13 protein-coding genes are annotated in these 15163 nt (G+C 73.3%); 7 read left to right on the plus strand and 6 right to left on the minus strand.

Annotated elements, in window-relative coordinates:
• Nucleotides 1-72: 72 nt before the first annotated feature.
• The 3 genes from R6Y94_RS15670 to R6Y94_RS15680 all read right to left on the minus strand — a co-directional run bounded on the left by R6Y94_RS15670 (nucleotide 73) and on the right by R6Y94_RS15680 (nucleotide 5545).
• Entirely contained in the window at nucleotides 73-945 is an 873-nt protein-coding gene (locus R6Y94_RS15670) for an ABC transporter permease (protein ID WP_318396584.1), read from the minus strand.
• 67 nt (nucleotides 946-1012) lie between these two features.
• Nucleotides 1013-1996 carry an ATP-binding cassette domain-containing protein gene (locus tag R6Y94_RS15675; protein WP_318396585.1) on the minus strand — a complete coding sequence of 328 codons (984 nt, stop codon included), beginning with the start codon at nucleotides 1994-1996 and terminating at the stop codon, nucleotides 1013-1015.
• 198 nt (nucleotides 1997-2194) lie between these two features.
• Complete coding sequence (locus R6Y94_RS15680; protein WP_318396586.1) at nucleotides 2195-5545, minus strand: AfsR/SARP family transcriptional regulator; 3351 nt, start codon at nucleotides 5543-5545, stop codon at nucleotides 2195-2197.
• A 208-nt stretch (nucleotides 5546-5753) separates the two neighbouring features.
• On the opposite strand from R6Y94_RS15680, the gene R6Y94_RS15685 reads away from it, so the two are divergent.
• The 3 genes from R6Y94_RS15685 to R6Y94_RS15695 all read left to right on the plus strand — a co-directional run bounded on the left by R6Y94_RS15685 (nucleotide 5754) and on the right by R6Y94_RS15695 (nucleotide 8225).
• Nucleotides 5754-6275 carry a 2Fe-2S iron-sulfur cluster-binding protein gene (locus tag R6Y94_RS15685; protein ID WP_318396587.1) on the plus strand — a complete coding sequence of 174 codons (522 nt, stop codon included), beginning with the start codon at nucleotides 5754-5756 and terminating at the stop codon, nucleotides 6273-6275.
• Entirely contained in the window at nucleotides 6272-7261 is a 990-nt protein-coding gene (locus R6Y94_RS15690) for a xanthine dehydrogenase family protein subunit M (protein ID WP_318396588.1), read from the plus strand. Before R6Y94_RS15685 ends, R6Y94_RS15690 begins: the two co-directional genes overlap by 4 nt.
• Nucleotides 7262-7385: 124 nt before the next feature.
• On the plus strand, nucleotides 7386-8225 hold the full coding sequence (locus tag R6Y94_RS15695; RefSeq protein WP_318396589.1) for an aldo/keto reductase: 840 nt from the start codon (nucleotides 7386-7388) through the stop codon (nucleotides 8223-8225).
• Between the two features lie 75 nt (nucleotides 8226-8300).
• On the opposite strand, the gene R6Y94_RS15700 is transcribed toward R6Y94_RS15695, so the two are convergent.
• The 3 genes from R6Y94_RS15700 to R6Y94_RS15710 form a co-directional block, all read right to left on the minus strand.
• Nucleotides 8301-8768: a hypothetical protein gene (locus R6Y94_RS15700; protein WP_318396590.1), complete on the minus strand. Its 468-nt coding sequence runs from the start codon at nucleotides 8766-8768 to the stop codon at nucleotides 8301-8303.
• Nucleotides 8769-8877: 109 nt separating this feature from the next.
• A complete protein-coding gene (locus R6Y94_RS15705; RefSeq protein ID WP_318396591.1) occupies nucleotides 8878-9492 on the minus strand; it encodes an FMN reductase in 615 nt (204 codons plus the stop codon).
• Entirely contained in the window at nucleotides 9489-10589 is a 1101-nt protein-coding gene (locus R6Y94_RS15710; protein WP_318396592.1) for an LLM class flavin-dependent oxidoreductase, read from the minus strand. The genes R6Y94_RS15705 and R6Y94_RS15710 overlap by 4 nt, the downstream gene beginning before the upstream one ends.
• Nucleotides 10590-10936: 347 nt before the next feature.
• Between R6Y94_RS15710 and R6Y94_RS15715 the strand changes: the two genes are divergently transcribed.
• The 4 genes from R6Y94_RS15715 to R6Y94_RS15730 all read left to right on the plus strand — a co-directional run bounded on the left by R6Y94_RS15715 (nucleotide 10937) and on the right by R6Y94_RS15730 (nucleotide 15159).
• A complete protein-coding gene (locus R6Y94_RS15715) occupies nucleotides 10937-12163 on the plus strand; it encodes a sensor histidine kinase (protein ID WP_318396691.1) in 1227 nt (408 codons plus the stop codon).
• A 68-nt stretch (nucleotides 12164-12231) separates the two neighbouring features.
• On the plus strand, nucleotides 12232-12963 hold the full coding sequence (locus R6Y94_RS15720; RefSeq protein ID WP_318396593.1) for a response regulator transcription factor: 732 nt from the start codon (nucleotides 12232-12234) through the stop codon (nucleotides 12961-12963).
• 169 nt (nucleotides 12964-13132) lie between these two features.
• Entirely contained in the window at nucleotides 13133-14017 is an 885-nt protein-coding gene (locus tag R6Y94_RS15725) for an ATP-binding cassette domain-containing protein (RefSeq protein WP_318396594.1), read from the plus strand.
• A gap of 59 nt (nucleotides 14018-14076) precedes the next feature.
• Nucleotides 14077-15159, plus strand: coding sequence for an ABC transporter permease (locus tag R6Y94_RS15730; protein ID WP_318396692.1), 1083 nt, complete (start codon nucleotides 14077-14079; stop codon nucleotides 15157-15159).
• Nucleotides 15160-15163: the final 4 nt, after the last annotated feature.

Here is a 15163-nt window from a genome sequence, read left to right on the forward strand (position 1 = left end):
GGATACGGGCCGGATCCCCCCGTGCGACCCCCGCGCGCTATCCCCCGGCTCGCGGCGGTACGCGGTCCGCGGTCAGCGGCTCAGCCGCTGGTAGCGCCGGACGGCCAGCGGCGCGAAGATGGCGATCAGGAGCAGCGGAAAGCCGACCGCCAGGATTATCGGGTGCTGCGCCGCCCAGGAGTCCCCACCGGTCCCGGGATTGCCGAACAGCTCCCGGCTGGCCGCCACCGTCGCCGACAGCGGGTTCCACGACGAGATCGCACCCAGCCAGTCCGGCATCAGGTCCGGTGCGACGAAGACGTTGGAGAGCGCGGTCAACGGAAATGCCAGCGGAAAGACGATCACCCCGACCGTGTCCGGGTTCGGCACCATCAGGCCGAAGAAGATGCCGACCCAGGTGAGCGCGAGCCGCAGCAGCAGGATCAGCCCCACCGCGGCGAGGGCGTCGAGCAGGCCGTTGCGCCACTGCCAGCCGACCAGCAGGCCGCAGGTCACCAGGATCGTCATCTCCAGCAGCGCACGGAGCAGGTCGGCACCGGTACGCCCGGTGACCAGCGCGGTCCGGGCCATCGGGATGGACCGGAACCGGTCCACCACACCCCGGCTGACGTCCATGGCAATGCCGCTGGCGGTGGCGCCGAGGCCGTACAGCATCGTCATCACGAAGACCCCCGGCAGGAGGTACTCCCGGTAGTTTCCCGCGCCGGATGCCATTCCGCTGCCGAAGACGTAACCGAAGACCAGCACGAACATGATCGGCAGGCTGAAGTAGATCACGATCTCCTCGGGCGACCTGATCACGTGTGCCATGTTCCGGCCGGTCATCACCCAGCCGTCGGCCACCGCCCAACGGAACCGGGCCAGCGGCCCGGCTGCCCGCCCGGCGGTCCGCCCGGCCGGAGACACCTCCGGCGTGCGGTGCTGCGCCTGCAATGTGCTGGTCATGCCGTCACCTCGAACCGATAGTCGTCGTACCCGCCCGGCCGGTCCGTCCGGCCCGCGCCCCGCCCGGTCACGCCGGCACCCCCGCCGAGGTCGGCCGCGCCGCCGCAGCCTGGTGCCCGGTCAGGTGCAGAAATGCCTCGTCGAGGGTGGGCCGGCGCAACCCGATGTCCTCGACCGCAATCCCGGCGTCCCGCAGCGCCCGCATCACATCGCCGAGCGCCGCCACCCGGTCCACGACCGGGGCGCTGAGCTGGCGAATCTCCGCGTCGAGCGTCACCGGCCCGGCGGAGGAACGTTCGACGATCCCGGCGGCGGTGCCGAGCTCCGCCGCGTGCCGGACCACCACCTCGATCCGGTCCGCCCCGATCCGCGCCTTCAGTTCGGCCGAGGTGCCCTCCGCGACCACCCGCCCGGTGTCGACCACGAGGATCCGGTCGGCGAGCTGGTCCGCCTCGTCGAGGTACTGGGTGGTGAGCAGCACCGTGGTGCCGTCGGCGACCAGGCTCCGCACCGCGGACCAGAGCTGGTTGCGGCTGCGCGGGTCGAGCCCGGTGGTCGGCTCGTCGAGGAAGAGCACCCGGGGCGTCATGATCAGGCTGGCCGCCAGGTCCAGCCGGCGGCGCATCCCGCCGGAGTACTCCGCCGCCGACCGGCCCGCCGAGCCGGTCAGCCCGAACTGCTCCAGCAGCTCGTCCGCGCGGCGCCGGGCCGCCCGCGCTGGCAGATGATGCAGCCGACCGAAAAGGATCAGGTTCTGCCGCCCGCTGAGCACCTCGTCGACCGCCGCGTACTGCCCGGTCAACCCGATCACCCCACGGACCAGGTCGGGCTGGCGAACCACGTCGTACCCGGCCACCCAGGCCCGGCCGGCGTCGAAGCGCAGCAGCGTGGAGAGGATCCGGACCGCCGTGGTCTTGCCGGCGCCGTTCGGTCCGAGCAGCCCGCACACCGTGCCGGCCGGCACACTGAGGTCGAACCCGTCGAGGGCCCGGGTCGCGCCGTACCGCTTGTGCAGTCCCTCGGCCACGACCGCTGATGTCTGCGTTGTCATGCCCCGACGGTCCCCGGCCGCGCTGACCGGCCACGCACCGATCGCTGACGACCCCGCTGACCGGCCACGCACCGATCGCTGGACCCCGCTGACCGGCCATGCAGTGATCGCTGACGGTCCCGCTGACCGGTCACTCGCCGCCGCCCGGCGCCCCGCCGCCGCTGGCGTCTCGTCCGCCGCTGGCGCCGTCGCCTCCGGTCAGGCTCCGTCGAGCGTCGCCAGCGCCTCTTCCCGGGTCAGGGCCGCGCCCCGGGCCAGCACGTGCTGGTACGCCGGGTCGCCGAGCCGGGCCCGGGTGGCGACGGCGACCGGCGCGCCGTCGATCGCCCCGGCGCTGCCGACACCGCCCTGCAACACCGAAACGGCGCCGAGCAGCAGGCCGGCACGCTCGGCGTCGCCGCTGCGGAGCACCGGTCCGACCAGGCCGTCGACCGCGATCGTGAGGGTACTCAGTTCCCAGACCCCCACGGTGGCGCGCAGCACCTGGCGGAAGCTGGCCTGAGCCCCGACCGTGTCACCGATCGCCGCCAGGATCTGCCCCAGGGCGACGAGCGCGGCGAGCCGGACCCCCTCCGCCCCGAACCAGCCGGTCGGGCACTCCGCCAGCGCCTGCTCGCACAGCCGGCGTGCCCGGTCCAGGTCGCCGCGCCGCCGGGCGATCTCGCCGAGCCCCAGGTGAGCCGCGGCGAGCAGCTCCGGCGCCCCGGCCGGCGGGGCCAGCTCCACCACCCGCTGGTAGTCACCATCCGCCCCTTCCAGGTCGTCGACGCTGAGCCGACCGTCCCCCCGGGTACGCAACAGCTCGGCCATGTCGAGCGTCGAGCCGAGTTCGTCGGCCAGCCGTAGCGCCTCGTCGACCAGTTCCGTGTGGGTGTGGTCGCGGCGCCGGTAGGCCAGCTCGGTCAGGATCGTCAGCACCAGGATTGTCCCCCAGCGCTCTCCGATGGCCCGGAAGTCGGCCAGCGCCTCGCCGAGCTTGGCGTGCGCCGCCTCGTACCGGCCCTCGATCATCCAGACCATCCCCAGGCCGAGCGCCCCGAGCGCCCGGCTCCACGGGTCCGTGCCGAGCAGTCCGGCCCAGCCTTCGGGGGTGGCGAGCAGGCTGTCCACCAGGTCCGGTGGTGGACCGTTGGCCACTCCGGACAGGTAGAGCAGGAACGGTTGCCGGGGCGGGCGGCCCAGGCTCCACAGGATGGTGGCGGCCGGCTCGACGCCCTGCGGGCCCGAACCGTACCCGCCGAGCGAGGCGTGTAGCAGGCAGAGCGCGTACTCCTCGGCGAGGTCGGGTGGCGGGGTGCCGTCGAGCTGCTCGACGAGCTGGGCCGCCAGCGCCGCCCCCTCACCCCGCAGCCCGCGCAGCCACCAGTAGAACGACAGCGCGGAGACCAGCTTCAGCGCGGTCGCGACGTCCGCGGCGGCCATCGTCCGGCGCAACGCGGCGTGCAGGTCGTCGCGATAGCCGTCCAACCGGCGCAGCCAGTCCAGTTGATCCGCGCCCCGCAGCCGCAGGTCGCCGGCACGGGCCAGTTCGAGGAAGTACGCCGCGTGCGCCCGGCGCAGGTCGTCCGCCTCGCCGGCCTCGGCCAACCGTTCGGCACCGAACGCGCGCACCGTCTCCAGCATCCGGAAACGCCCGCCCCCCGCCTCCACCAGGGATTTGTCGACCAGGCTGGAGAGCAGGTCGAGCACGTCCGCGTCGAGCGGCCCGCAGACCCGCTCGACGGCGTCCAGGTCGGCACCACCGGCGAAGACCGTCAACCGGCGCGCCAGCCGTTGTTCGGACTCGTCCAGCAGGTCCCAGCTCCACCGCACCACCGCGCGCAACGTCTGGTGCCGGGGCTGGGCGACCCGGCTGCCCCGGGTCAGCAGCCGGAACCGGTCGTCGAGCCGGGCCGCGACCTCGGAGACCGGCAGGGCCCGCAGCCGGGCCGCGGCCAGCTCGATGGCGAGCGGCAGGCCGTCGAGGGTACGGCAGATCCGCAGTACCGCGGGGAGGTTGTCGGGACCGACGGCGAATCCCGGCGACACGTCGGCGGCCCGATCGGCGAAGAGCCGGACCGCCGCGTACGCCGGGGCCGCCTCGGTGGTCGTCTCGGCCGGTGGCAGGGCCAGTCCGGAGACCGGGCACAGTGCCTCGCCGGTGAGCCCGAGCGGCTCCCGGCTGGTCGCCAGGACCCGCACCTTCGGGCAGGCACCGAGCAACCGGGCGACGAGCCGGGCGGCGTCGGCGACCAGGTGCTCGCAGTTGTCCAGCACAAGCAGCAGGTTCCGCTCGGCGAGCGCCGTGATCAGCCGGTCGGCGGCGTCCCGGGGGCCACCCTGGCCGCGCAGCGCGGCGTCCCGCAGGTTCAGCGCGGCCAGTACCGCCGAGGCGACGTCCGCGCCCGCGGTCACCGCCGCGAGTTCGACCAGGTAGACGTCGCCGGGTTGCTGACCGGCCGCCTCGATCGCCAACCGGGTCTTGCCGGCGCCACCGGGACCGTGCAGGGTGACCAACCGCGCCTCACCGAGCAGCTTGCCGACCCGGCCCAGCTCCTCCTCCCGCCCGACGAAGCTGCTGAGCTGTCCGGGCAGCCCGGCGGCCGGTCCGGGCACCTCGGCGTCGGCCGCGGGCGCCCCGGCGCCCGGACGGGACACCTCGGCGACCGGACCGGGCGGCCCGCCGGCGGGGGCCGCAGCGCCGACCGGCACCGGACCGGTGACCGTCTCGGCGGGCGCCGGACCGGCGGCCGTCGTGGCAGACATCGGACCGGCGGGCACCCGCCGGGACTGGTCGGGGCGGCGCCCGGCCGGGAGCAGGTCGGGATCGTCCCGCAACACGGCCACGTGCAGCGCGGCCAGCTCCGGCGACGGGTCGGTGCCGAGTTCCGCGGCGAGCAGCCGGCGGGCCTCCTCGAAGGAGGCCAACGCCTCGGCCCGCCGGCCACCGGCGTGCAGAGCGCGGATGAGCTGGCCGCGCAGTCGCTCCCGCAGCGGGTACGCCGTCACCAGCTCGCGCAGCTCGGCCACGGAGGGTCCGGGCCCGGCAAGGTCGAGTTCCGCCGCCACCCGGTCCTCGACTGCTGCCAGCCGCAGCTCGTCGAGGCGGACCGCCTGTGCCCGGGCGAACGGCGCCTCCCGGACGTCGACCAGCGGCTCCCCGCGCCACAGCCGCAACGCCGCGCGCAGCAGCTCGACGGCGTGCCGCCGGTCACCACCGGCCAGCACGCGCTGACCGTCGGTCACCAGCCGGATGAACCGGTGCAGGTCGACGTCCTCCGGATCCACCGCGATCCGGTATCCCGCCGGGTGGAACTCCACCAGTGGCTCCGCCCCATCGACGCCGGAGAGCACCTGGCGCAGCCGGGAGACCTGGGACTGCAACGCGTTCGCCGCCCGGGCCGGCGGGCCGTCGCCGTACAGCCCCTGGATCAGCCGGTCCGCCGAGACCACCCGGCCGGCGTCGAGCAGCAGCAACACCAGCAGGGCGCGCAGGCGCGGTCCACCGACGACGAGTCGCCGGCCGTCGCCCGCGTACACCTCGGTCGCGCCCAGGATGCCGAACCGCATGGCGTCGATTGTCGCCCACCCCCACCCGGCGACCGCCACACGCTCGGCCGGGCGGCGGGGCGAGCGGTCGCGCACCGTACCGCCGTTGGGGTACGAAGGGATACGGAGTGGTGCGAGTTGCTTTGCGTATTTCGACCCTTTGCCGCCCTGGTATAGCTAGTTTGGGGTTGTTCATCCGCGACTCGATCCCACCGAGGAGGCCGGAAGGATGGATGCCGAGGTCAACCTCCGGGTGGACGGGGCCGATCACCGGCTGACCGTCGACACCCGGACCACCCTGCTGGACACCCTGCGGGAGCGGCTGGGCAACACCAGCCCGAAGAAGGGCTGCGACCACGGGCAGTGCGGCGCCTGCACGATCCTGCTGGACGGGCGGCGGGTGAACAGTTGCCTCGCCCTCGCGGTGGCACACGACGGGGCCGAGATCGTCACCGCCGCCGGCCTGGCACCCGACGGCGCACTGCACCCGATGCAGCGCTGCTTCATCCAGTACGACGCCTTCCAGTGCGGCTACTGCACGCCGGGGCAGATCGTCTCCGCCGTGGCGATGATCCGGGAAGCCGAGGCGGGCTGGCCGAGCGCGGTGACCGTGGACGGTGCAGCGGCCGGCGACGGGGCGCGGACGAGGCTGGACGCCGACGAGATCCGGGAACGGATGAGCGGCAACCTCTGCCGCTGCGCCGCGTACGCGAACATGGTGCCGGCGATCCAGGAACTGGCCCGGCGGTGAGGCCATTCCGGTACGCCCGCGCCGACGACGTGACCACTGCCGTCGCGCTGCTCGCCGACTCGCCGAACGCCGCCTTCCTCGGCGGCGGGACCAACCTGGTCGACCTGATGAAGCTCGACGTGGCCACGCCGGACCTGCTGGTGGACGTACGCCGGCTCACCTCCGACCGGGTCGAGGAGCTGCCCGGCGGCGCAATCCTGATCGGCGCCGCCACCCCGAACAGCGAGCTGGCCGCGCATCCGCTGGTCCGGGGGCGCTATCCGGTGCTCTCCCAGTCGCTGCTCTCCGGCGCCTCCGGCCAACTGCGCAACCTGGCGACCGCCGGCGGAAATTTGCTGCAACGCACCCGGTGCGTGTACTTCCAGAACGTCACCACCCCGTGCAACAAGCGGGACCCCGGCACCGGCTGCTCGGCGATCGACGGATACCACCGCGAACTCGCGATCCTCGGCACCTCGCCGGAGTGCATCGCCACGCATCCGTCCGACTTCGCGGTCGCACTGGCCGCGCTGGACGCCACGGTGCACACCGAGGGTCCGGCCGGCACACGGCGCATTCCCATGGCCGAGCTGCACCGGCTGCCCGGCGGTGAACCGCACCGGGACACCATGCTGGCACACGGTGAACTGATCACCGCGATCGAGGTGCCGCCGCTCTCCTTCGGCACCCGGTCCCGCTACCGCAAGGTACGCGACCGGGCGTCGTACGCGTTCGCGCTGGTCGCGGTGGCGGCGGCGGTCGACGTGGCGGACGGGACGGTCCGGGACGTCCGGATCGCGCTCGGCGGGGTGGCGCACAAGCCGTGGCGGGCCACCCGGGCCGAGGAACTGCTGCGCGGCGGCCCGGCCCGGGAGGACCGGTTCCGGGCGGCCGCCGAGGCGGAACTCACCGAGGCCCGGCCGCTGCCGGGCAACGCCTTCAAGGTGCCGCTGGCCCGCAACACCCTGACCCGTATCCTGCTCGACCTGGTCGACGGGCCCGCCTGACCTCGGCTCCCCGGCGCCGCCACCTCGACGGCCGGCACGCCGGCGCGAGTAGGTTGATCTGGAGGAACACCGCACCGCACCGGTCCGCACCCCGGGCCGGACTGGACCGCAGGAGATCAACCAGATGAACGCAGAGCCGACCGTGCCGACCCTTCCGCTGGCGAACGGTGCCCGGATACCGCAGCTCGGTTTCGGAACCTGGCCGCTGTCCGACGCCGAAGCCGAGCGGGCCGTCGCCGAGGCGATCGGGGTCGGCTACCGGCTGATCGACACCGCCTACAAGTACGGCAACGAGGTGGGCGTCGGCCGTGGCCTGCGCGCCTCCGGGGTGCCGCGGGAGGAACTCTTCGTCACCAGCAAGCTGAACGGCGAGTGGCACGGTCGGGACAGGGTGCGGGAGGCGTTCCAGGACAGCATCGGCAAGCTCGGCGTCGACTACCTCGACCTCTATCTGATCCACTGGCCGATGCCCTGGCAGGACCGGTACGTCGACGCCTTCCTGGGCCTGTCCGACCTGCTCCGGGACGGCCGGGTACGGGCCGTCGGGCTGTCCAACTTCAAGCCGGCGCACATCGACCGGATCCGCGCCGCGACCGACGTGACGCCGGACGTCAACCAGATCCAGTTGGACCCGACGCTGACCCGGGACGCCGCCCGGGCGTACCACCGGGAGCACGGCATCGCCACCCAGTCCTGGGGGCCGATCGGGCACGGCGGCGAACTCCTCGCCAACCCGGTGGTGACCGGGCTCGCCGACCGGTACGGCCGGACGCCCGCGCAGGTCGTGCTGCGCTGGCACCTCGACCTGGGGCTCGTCCCGATCCCGAAGACCGCCTCGGCGGACCGGATGAAGAGCAACATCGACGTCTTCGACTTCACGCTCGCCCCGGAGGACGTCGCCGCGCTCTCCGCGCTCGACCGGGGCGAGCAGGCCGCCACCGACTCGGACACCGTCGGGCACTGAGCCACCCGGTCAGGCCGGACCGTGGCGCGGCGCGGCCCGGTGTCGAGGCAGCGTATCGGCACCGGGCCACCCGGGTTACGGTAGTTCCATCGTCTGCGCGACGGCGATCTCGGACAGGGCGGCGGCCAGGTAGTCGTCGACCGCTCCACCGGTGACGGCGAGCAGGTCGGCGACGAGCAGCGGGGCGTGCCGGGCCACCGCCGCCGGACCGGGCGGCGGCGCCTCGTCCGCCATCTGGTGTACGCCGAGCGCGCCGGTCAGCAGCAGTGCCAGCACTCCGACGTCCAGCTCCGGCAGCCAGCCGGCGTTGCTCCGGGCACACCGGACGAGTACGGCCTGCACGTCCTCCCCGGCCAGCCCGTCCGGGTGCGCCTGCTCCAGCAGCAGTCGCAGCACCGCGCCGAGCACCAGCCCGACCTGTTCGGCGGGGAGCAGGGCGAGGTCGCCGGTCGCCGCGTCGAGCGCGTCCGGGTCCTGCGCCCGGACCGCCTCGACGGCACGGACGGTGGCCTGCGTGATGGCCCGGGGCACCGGTGGGGTCATCAGGACATTCAACCGGACGTACCCGCACCGGCCGGGTCCCGGGCACCCCCGCCAGCCGGGCCGGCGGGCCTCAGTGCCGGTCAGCAACCGGAGCCGGGCCGGCGGGACCTCAGTCGCCGGTCAGCAGTTGGTCGAAGGTGGTGGTGAGCCGGAACGGGTCGGCGGCCTCGGCCGGTTCGCGGCGGGCGACCTGCTCGGCGAGTTCCCGGGCGGCCCGGTCGATCCGGCCGCGCAGCGTGCCCTGGGCGCTGCCGCCGGCCCAGTCCTCCGGCGCGGCGAAGACCGAGGTCGGCACGACGACCGCGCGCAGATAGCTGAACATCGGCCGCAGCGCGTGTTCGAGCGCCAGCGAGTGCCGGGCGGTGCCGCCGGTCGCACCGATCAGCACCGGCCGGTCGACCAGGGCGTCGTCGCCGAGCACGTCGAAGAACGCCTTGAACAGCCCGCTGTAGGAGGCGTTGAAGATCGGGGTCACCACGATCAGCCCGTCGGCGGCGGCGACGGTGTCCAGCGCCCGCTTGAGCGCCTCCGGCGGAAAGCCGGCGAGCAGGTGGTTCACCACGTCGTGGCCGAGGTCGCGCAGCTCGACCACCTCGGTCCGGACCGGCACACCCCGGCGGTCGAGTTCGCCGCCGGTGGCCGAGGCGAGCTGGTCGGCGAGCAGCCGGGTGGAGGACGGCACCCGCAGACCGGCCGAGACGACCACGAGGGTCCGGGCCGTCATCGGACCGCCTCCGCCGCGGCCGCCGCGGCCCGCTCGGCCTTCATCGACGCGTGCGTCGGTGCCTCGGGTACGTGCGCGGGGCGGAGCGCGGCGAACTCCCGCCGCAGCACCGGTACGACCTCCTCGCCGAGGATGTCCAACTGCTCCAGTACGGTCTTCAGCGGCAGTCCGGCGTGGTCGACCAGGAAGAGCTGCCGCTGGTAGTCGCCGACGTAGTCCCGGAAGGTGAGGGTGCGGTCGATCACCTGCTGCGGGCTGCCGACGGTCAGCGGGGTCTCCCGGGTGAAGTCCTCCAACGACGGGCCGTGCCCGTAGACCGGCGCGTTGTCGAAGTACGGCCGGAACTCGCGTACCGCGTCCTGGGAGTTGCGCCGCATGAACACCTGGCCGCCGAGGCCGACGATGGCCCGGTCGGCGTCACCGTGGCCGTAGTGCGCGAACCGCTGCCGGTAGAGGCCCACCATCCGCTGGGTGTGCTCCTTGGGCCAGAAGATGTGGTTGGCGAAGAACCCGTCGCCGTAGTACGCGGCCTGCTCGGCGATCTCCGGGCTGCGGATCGAGCCGTGCCAGACGAACGGCGGGATCCCGTCCAGCGGCCGGGGCGTCGAGGTGAACGACTGCAACGGGGTGCGGAACTTGCCCTCCCAGTCGACGACGTCCTCCCGCCACAGCCGCCGCAGCAGGTCGTAGTTGTTGATCGCCAATGGGATGCCGTTGCGGATGTCCTGCCCGAACCACGGGTATACCGGTCCGGTGTTGCCCCGACCCATCATCAGGTCGACCCGGCCGTCGGCCAGGTGCTGGAGCATGGCGTAGTCCTCGGCGATCTTCACCGGGTCGTTGGTGGTGATCAGGGTGGTCGCGGTGGAGAGCAGCAGCCGGCTGGTCCGGGCCGCGACGAACCCGAGCATGGTGGTGGGTGAGGAGGGCACGAACGGCGGGTTGTGGTGCTCACCGGTGGCGAAGACGTCGAGACCGACCTCCTCCGCCTTCAACGCGATGGCGACCATGGCCTTGATCCGCTCTGCCTCGGACGGCTCCCGTCCGTTCGTCGGATCGGTGGTCACGTCACCCACGCTGAAGATCCCGAACTGCATCGCCAGCTCCTCACTCGGTCCCGGGCGCCAGTCCCCGGATCGTCCCGCACAACATACTTGCCGAGTCAACTATTCCGGCGTCCAGCGGGACCGGGCGGCGGAGATCGCCCGGGACAGCGGTCCGCGGCGGATACCAAACCACTACCCTCCGTGATATCCACCATGTCGGCAGGTCGAAGATGCACGCGACGCGGCCGATACGTTATTCATGTCGGGTGGAGGCTGGCAGCGAACGACGAGACGACCCGGCACCGACCGGCGGGCCGGAGAACGAGCCGGCGCGCCCGTGGGCCCGCCCCGGGCCGACCCGGCAGCAGCGCCAACGGGACCTCTACCTGGGCCTGTCGATGGCGGCGCTCGGCCTGCTCAGCGTAGTGCTGTCGAACAGCATGGGCAGCTTCCCGCTCGGCACCCCGCCGGCCTGGCCCGAGCAGCTCGGCTGGGCGGTCGCGGGCGGCCTGCCGCTGATCTGGCGACGCAGCCATCCGGAGATCAGCACCAGCGTGCTCGCCGCGATCTTCATTGCCGCCCAGGTCCGGCACGTTCCGGAGGTATGGGTCGCGTCCACGACGCTCTTCGTCGCCGTCTACAGCCTCGGCGCCTGGGGGCGGGACCGCCGGCTCTCGGTCTGGATCAGGATCGGCGTCATCGTCGCGATGTTCGTCTGGCTGGTGATCGCGGCGGGATTGAGCATCGCGTCGGCGGAGTCGAACTTCCCGGGCGCGGCCGGCCCGATCTCCCCGCTCGTCGCCGTCGCGATCACCACCGTGCTGTTCAACAGCGCCTTCTTCCTGCTCGCCTACCTGCTCGGCAACCGCACCTGGACCTCCGCGCTGCGGCAGCACGAGCTGGAGATGCAGGCCGAGGAGCTGCGCCGGTCCCGGGCCGAGAACGCCGAGCGGGCGGTCACCCAGGAACGGGTACGCATCGCCCGCGAGCTGCACGACGTCGTCGCCCATCACGTCTCGGTGATGGGCGTGCAGGCCAGCGCGAGCCGGCGGGTCATGGACAAGGACCCGGACAAGGCCAAGACCGCGCTCGCCGCGGTGGAGCAGAGCGCGCGTACCGCCGTCGACGAGTTGCGCCGGATGCTCGGGGTGCTCCGCGACGCGGGCGCCGCCGACGGGGCCCTCGGCTACGGGCTGGAGCAGGTCGACAGCCTGCTCCAGGGGGCCAGGGACGCCGGACTCGCCGTCGAGTACAAGATCTACGGTACGCCGGTGCCGGTGCCGGAGTCGGTCTCCCTGGCCGGTTACCGGGTGGTCCAGGAGGCGATGACGAACACCATCAAGCACGCCCGGGCCAGCGCGGTCGACGTACGGATCCGGTACCTGCGCCGGGAGGTCGAGGTGGAGGTGACCGACGACGGCCGTACCGGGCTGGCCGCCGTACCGGGCCGGTCCCCCACCGGGGGCGGTGGGCTCGGCCTGATCGGCATGCGGGAACGGGTCGCCGCGCACGACGGCAGCCTGGAGGTGGGTGCCCGGGCCGGCGGCGGTTTCCGGGTACGGGCCCGCTTCCCGATCGCCCCGGCCGGTGCCGCCGGCGCCTCCCCCGTGACGGCGACGGCGTGACCCGGCGCAGCGCCGGCCCCGGCCGGCCCGGCGGCTCGGCGGGACGACGAGCGAGCGGAGCAGTAGTCATGACGGAGCCGTACATCCCGATCCGGGTCCTCCTCGCCGACGACCAGCACCTGGTCCGGGCCGGCCTGCGGATCATCCTGGAGACGGAGGAGGACCTCGAGGTGGTCGGCGAGGCGGCGGACGGCCGCCGGGCGGTCGAACTCGCCCTGGCGCAGCGGCCCGACGTCGTCCTGCTGGACGTGGAGATGCCGCACCTGGACGGGTTGGCGGCGACCCGGCAGATCGTGGCGGCCACCGGGGCGGACGGGCCGGCGGTGCTGATCCTGACCACGTTCGACCGGGACGACTACCTGTTCGCCGCGCTCCAGGCCGGGGCCAGCGGATTCCTGCTGAAGAACGGCTCACCGGAGGAGCTGGTCGAGGCGGTGCGGATCCTCGCCCGGGGCGACGCGCTGCTCGCCCCGCAGATCACCCGCCGGGTGATCGCGACCTTCGCCACCCCGCCCGGAGCGGTCGCACCGAACACCGGCCAGCCCGGCGCGGGCGGCGGGCCGGCCGAGCCGGACCGGCGCCGGCTGGCCGAGCTGACCGAGCGGGAACGGGAGGTGCTGGTGCAGCTCGCCGGGGGCGCCTCCAACGCCGAGATCGCCGAGCGGCTGCTGCTCGGCGAGGCGACCGTGAAGACGCACGTCTCCCGGGTACTGATGAAGCTCGGGCTGCGCGACCGCACCCAGGCCGTGGTCTTCGCGTACGAGCACGGGGTGGTGACCCCGGGCGATGCCGGCGGCTGACCGGCCCGGCCGCCGGGCGGGGTGCCGGCTCGTCCCGGCGGCGCACCGCGCGGTAAGTGGATCATCCTTGCGGTTCCGCCGCGCGACGGACGTCAGCGGGGTCCGGCCGGACTAACGTCGTCCCCGCCGGTGCGGGGTGTGCCGGCGGAGGACTGGTGAAGGAGGCCGGATGCTGCGCGTGGCGTCCGTCGATCGGTCGTTCGGCGGCCGGAGAGTGCTCGACGACATCTCGTTCGAGGTGGTCCCGGGCCGGATGACCGGGTTCGTCGGGGCCAACGGTGCCGGCAAGACCACCTCGATGCGGATCATCCTCGGCCTGCTCGCCGCCGACTCCGGCACGGTGACCTGGCACGGCGAGCCGGTCAGCCGGGCCGTCCGGCAGCGCTTCGGCTACATGCCCGAGGAGCGCGGCCTGTACCCGAAGATGAAGGTCCGGGAGCAGCTCGTCTACCTCGGCCGGCTCTACGGGCTGACCGCGCCGGCCGCCCGGCGCAGCGTCGACGACCTGCTCGACCGGATCGGTCTGGCCGAGCGGGCCGACGATCCGCTGGAGAAGCTCTCCCTCGGCAACCAGCAGCGGGCCCAGATCGCGGCGGCGCTGGTGCACGACCCCGAGGTGCTGATCCTGGACGAGCCCTTCTCCGGGCTCGACCCGATCGCCGTCGAGGTGATCGCCGGGGTGCTGCGGGAGCGGGCCGGCCGAGGGGTACCGGTGCTCTTCTCCAGCCACCAGCTCGACGTGGTGGAGCGGCTCTGCGACGACCTGGTGATCATCGCCGCCGGGGCGGTACGCGCCGCCGGCAGCCGCACCGACCTCCGCACCAGATTCGCGACCCCGCGCTACCAGCTCGTGCTCGACACCGACGCCGGCTGGATCCGCGACCTGCCCGGAATCTCCATCGTGGACCTCGACGGCGCACGGGTCGTGATCGAACTCGCCGATCCCGCCGACGACCAGGCGGTGCTGCGGGCGGCCCTCGCCCGGGGCCCGGTACGCGCCTTCGGCCCCATCGTCCCCTCGCTCGCCGAGATCTTCCGGGAGGTAACCCAGTGACCGCGATCGCCCCGTCCCCGACCCGGCAGCAGACCGGACCGGCCGCCACCGGTACCTCGCTGTGGAGCGCGACAAAGCTGGTCGCCGGCCGGGAGATCGCGGTCAAGCTCCGGGACCGGACGTTCCTGATCAGTACCGTCCTCTTCCTGGTGATCGCGGCGGGCGCCACGGTACTGCCGGCGCTCTTCGCCAACGGCAGCTCGACGGTGGCTGTGGTCGGCACCGGCGACGCCGGCAGCCTGCTGGACCGGGCCGGTATGGAGGTGGTGGCCGCCACCGACGTCGCGCAGGCGGAGCAACTCGTCCGGGACGGTGAGGTGGACGCCGCGGTGGTGCCGGGGGACGGGGCCGGCGGCATCCGGGTGCTGGCGATGGACCGTACGCCGGACTCGGTGGTCCGGGCGCTGAGCAGCGCTCCCCCGGTACAGCTCCTCGACCCGGACGCGGTCGACCCGGTGCTGGCGTTCCTGGTACCGATGTCCTTCTCGATGGTCTTCTTCTTCCTCTCCATCACCTTCGGCGTGCAGATCGCGCAGAGCGTCACCGAGGAGAAGCAGACCCGCATCGTGGAGATCCTGGTGGCGGCGGTGCCGGTCCGGGCCCTGCTCGCCGGCAAGGTACTCGGCAACGGCGCGCTCGCGTTCGGCCAGGTGGTGCTGATCGCGCTGGTCGCGGTGGTCTCCATGCAGGCCGTCGGCGGCGACACCGGACTGCTGGGGCAGCTCGGCCCGGCGATCGCCTGGTTCATCCCGTTCTTCCTGGTCGGCTTCGTGCTGCTGGCCTCGCTCTGGGCGGTCACCGGCGCGCTGGTCAGCCGGCAGGAGGACATCAGCGGGGCGTCCGGACCGGCCCAGTTGGTGATCATGGTGCCGTTCTTCCTGGTGATCTTCCTCAACAGCAACCCGACGGCGATGACGATCCTCTCCTACGTGCCGTTCTCCGCGCCGACCGCGATGCCGCTGCGGCTATTCTTCGGCGACGCCGCCGCCTGGGAGCCGGTGCTGGCGCTGCTGCTCCTGCTCGGCGCCGCCGCGCTCTGCATCATGCTCGCCGCCCGGCTCTACGAGGGGTCGCTGCTGCGCACCAACGGCAGGACCTCGGTGCGGGCCGCGTGGCGGGAGCGGGAGACCCGGGTCTCCTGAACAC

The organism is Plantactinospora sp. KLBMP9567, from assembly GCF_033446045.1.
In the GTDB taxonomy this organism is placed as follows: Bacteria; Actinomycetota; Actinomycetes; order Mycobacteriales; family Micromonosporaceae; genus Plantactinospora.

Bases quoted from the DNA above. Each gene is read 5' to 3' on its own strand.
- R6Y94_RS15705 (WP_318396591.1), bottom strand. From the start codon at position 9,492: ATGACGGCCCGGACCCTCGTGGTCGTCTCGGCCGGTCTGCGGGTGCCG.
- R6Y94_RS15670 (WP_318396584.1), bottom strand. From the start codon at position 945: ATGACCAGCACATTGCAGGCGCAGCACCGCACGCCGGAGGTGTCTCCG.
- R6Y94_RS15725 (WP_318396594.1), top strand. From the start codon at position 13,133: ATGCTGCGCGTGGCGTCCGTCGATCGGTCGTTCGGCGGCCGGAGAGTG.
- R6Y94_RS15710 (WP_318396592.1), bottom strand. From the start codon at position 10,589: ATGCAGTTCGGGATCTTCAGCGTGGGTGACGTGACCACCGATCCGACG.
- R6Y94_RS15685 (WP_318396587.1), top strand. From the start codon at position 5,754: ATGGATGCCGAGGTCAACCTCCGGGTGGACGGGGCCGATCACCGGCTG.
- R6Y94_RS15675 (WP_318396585.1), bottom strand. From the start codon at position 1,996: ATGACAACGCAGACATCAGCGGTCGTGGCCGAGGGACTGCACAAGCGG.
- R6Y94_RS15720 (WP_318396593.1), top strand. From the start codon at position 12,232: ATGACGGAGCCGTACATCCCGATCCGGGTCCTCCTCGCCGACGACCAG.
- R6Y94_RS15680 (WP_318396586.1), bottom strand. From the start codon at position 5,545: ATGCGGTTCGGCATCCTGGGCGCGACCGAGGTGTACGCGGGCGACGGC.
- R6Y94_RS15715 (WP_318396691.1), top strand. From the start codon at position 10,937: ATGGCGGCGCTCGGCCTGCTCAGCGTAGTGCTGTCGAACAGCATGGGC.
- R6Y94_RS15695 (WP_318396589.1), top strand. From the start codon at position 7,386: ATGAACGCAGAGCCGACCGTGCCGACCCTTCCGCTGGCGAACGGTGCC.
- R6Y94_RS15700 (WP_318396590.1), bottom strand. From the start codon at position 8,768: ATGACCCCACCGGTGCCCCGGGCCATCACGCAGGCCACCGTCCGTGCC.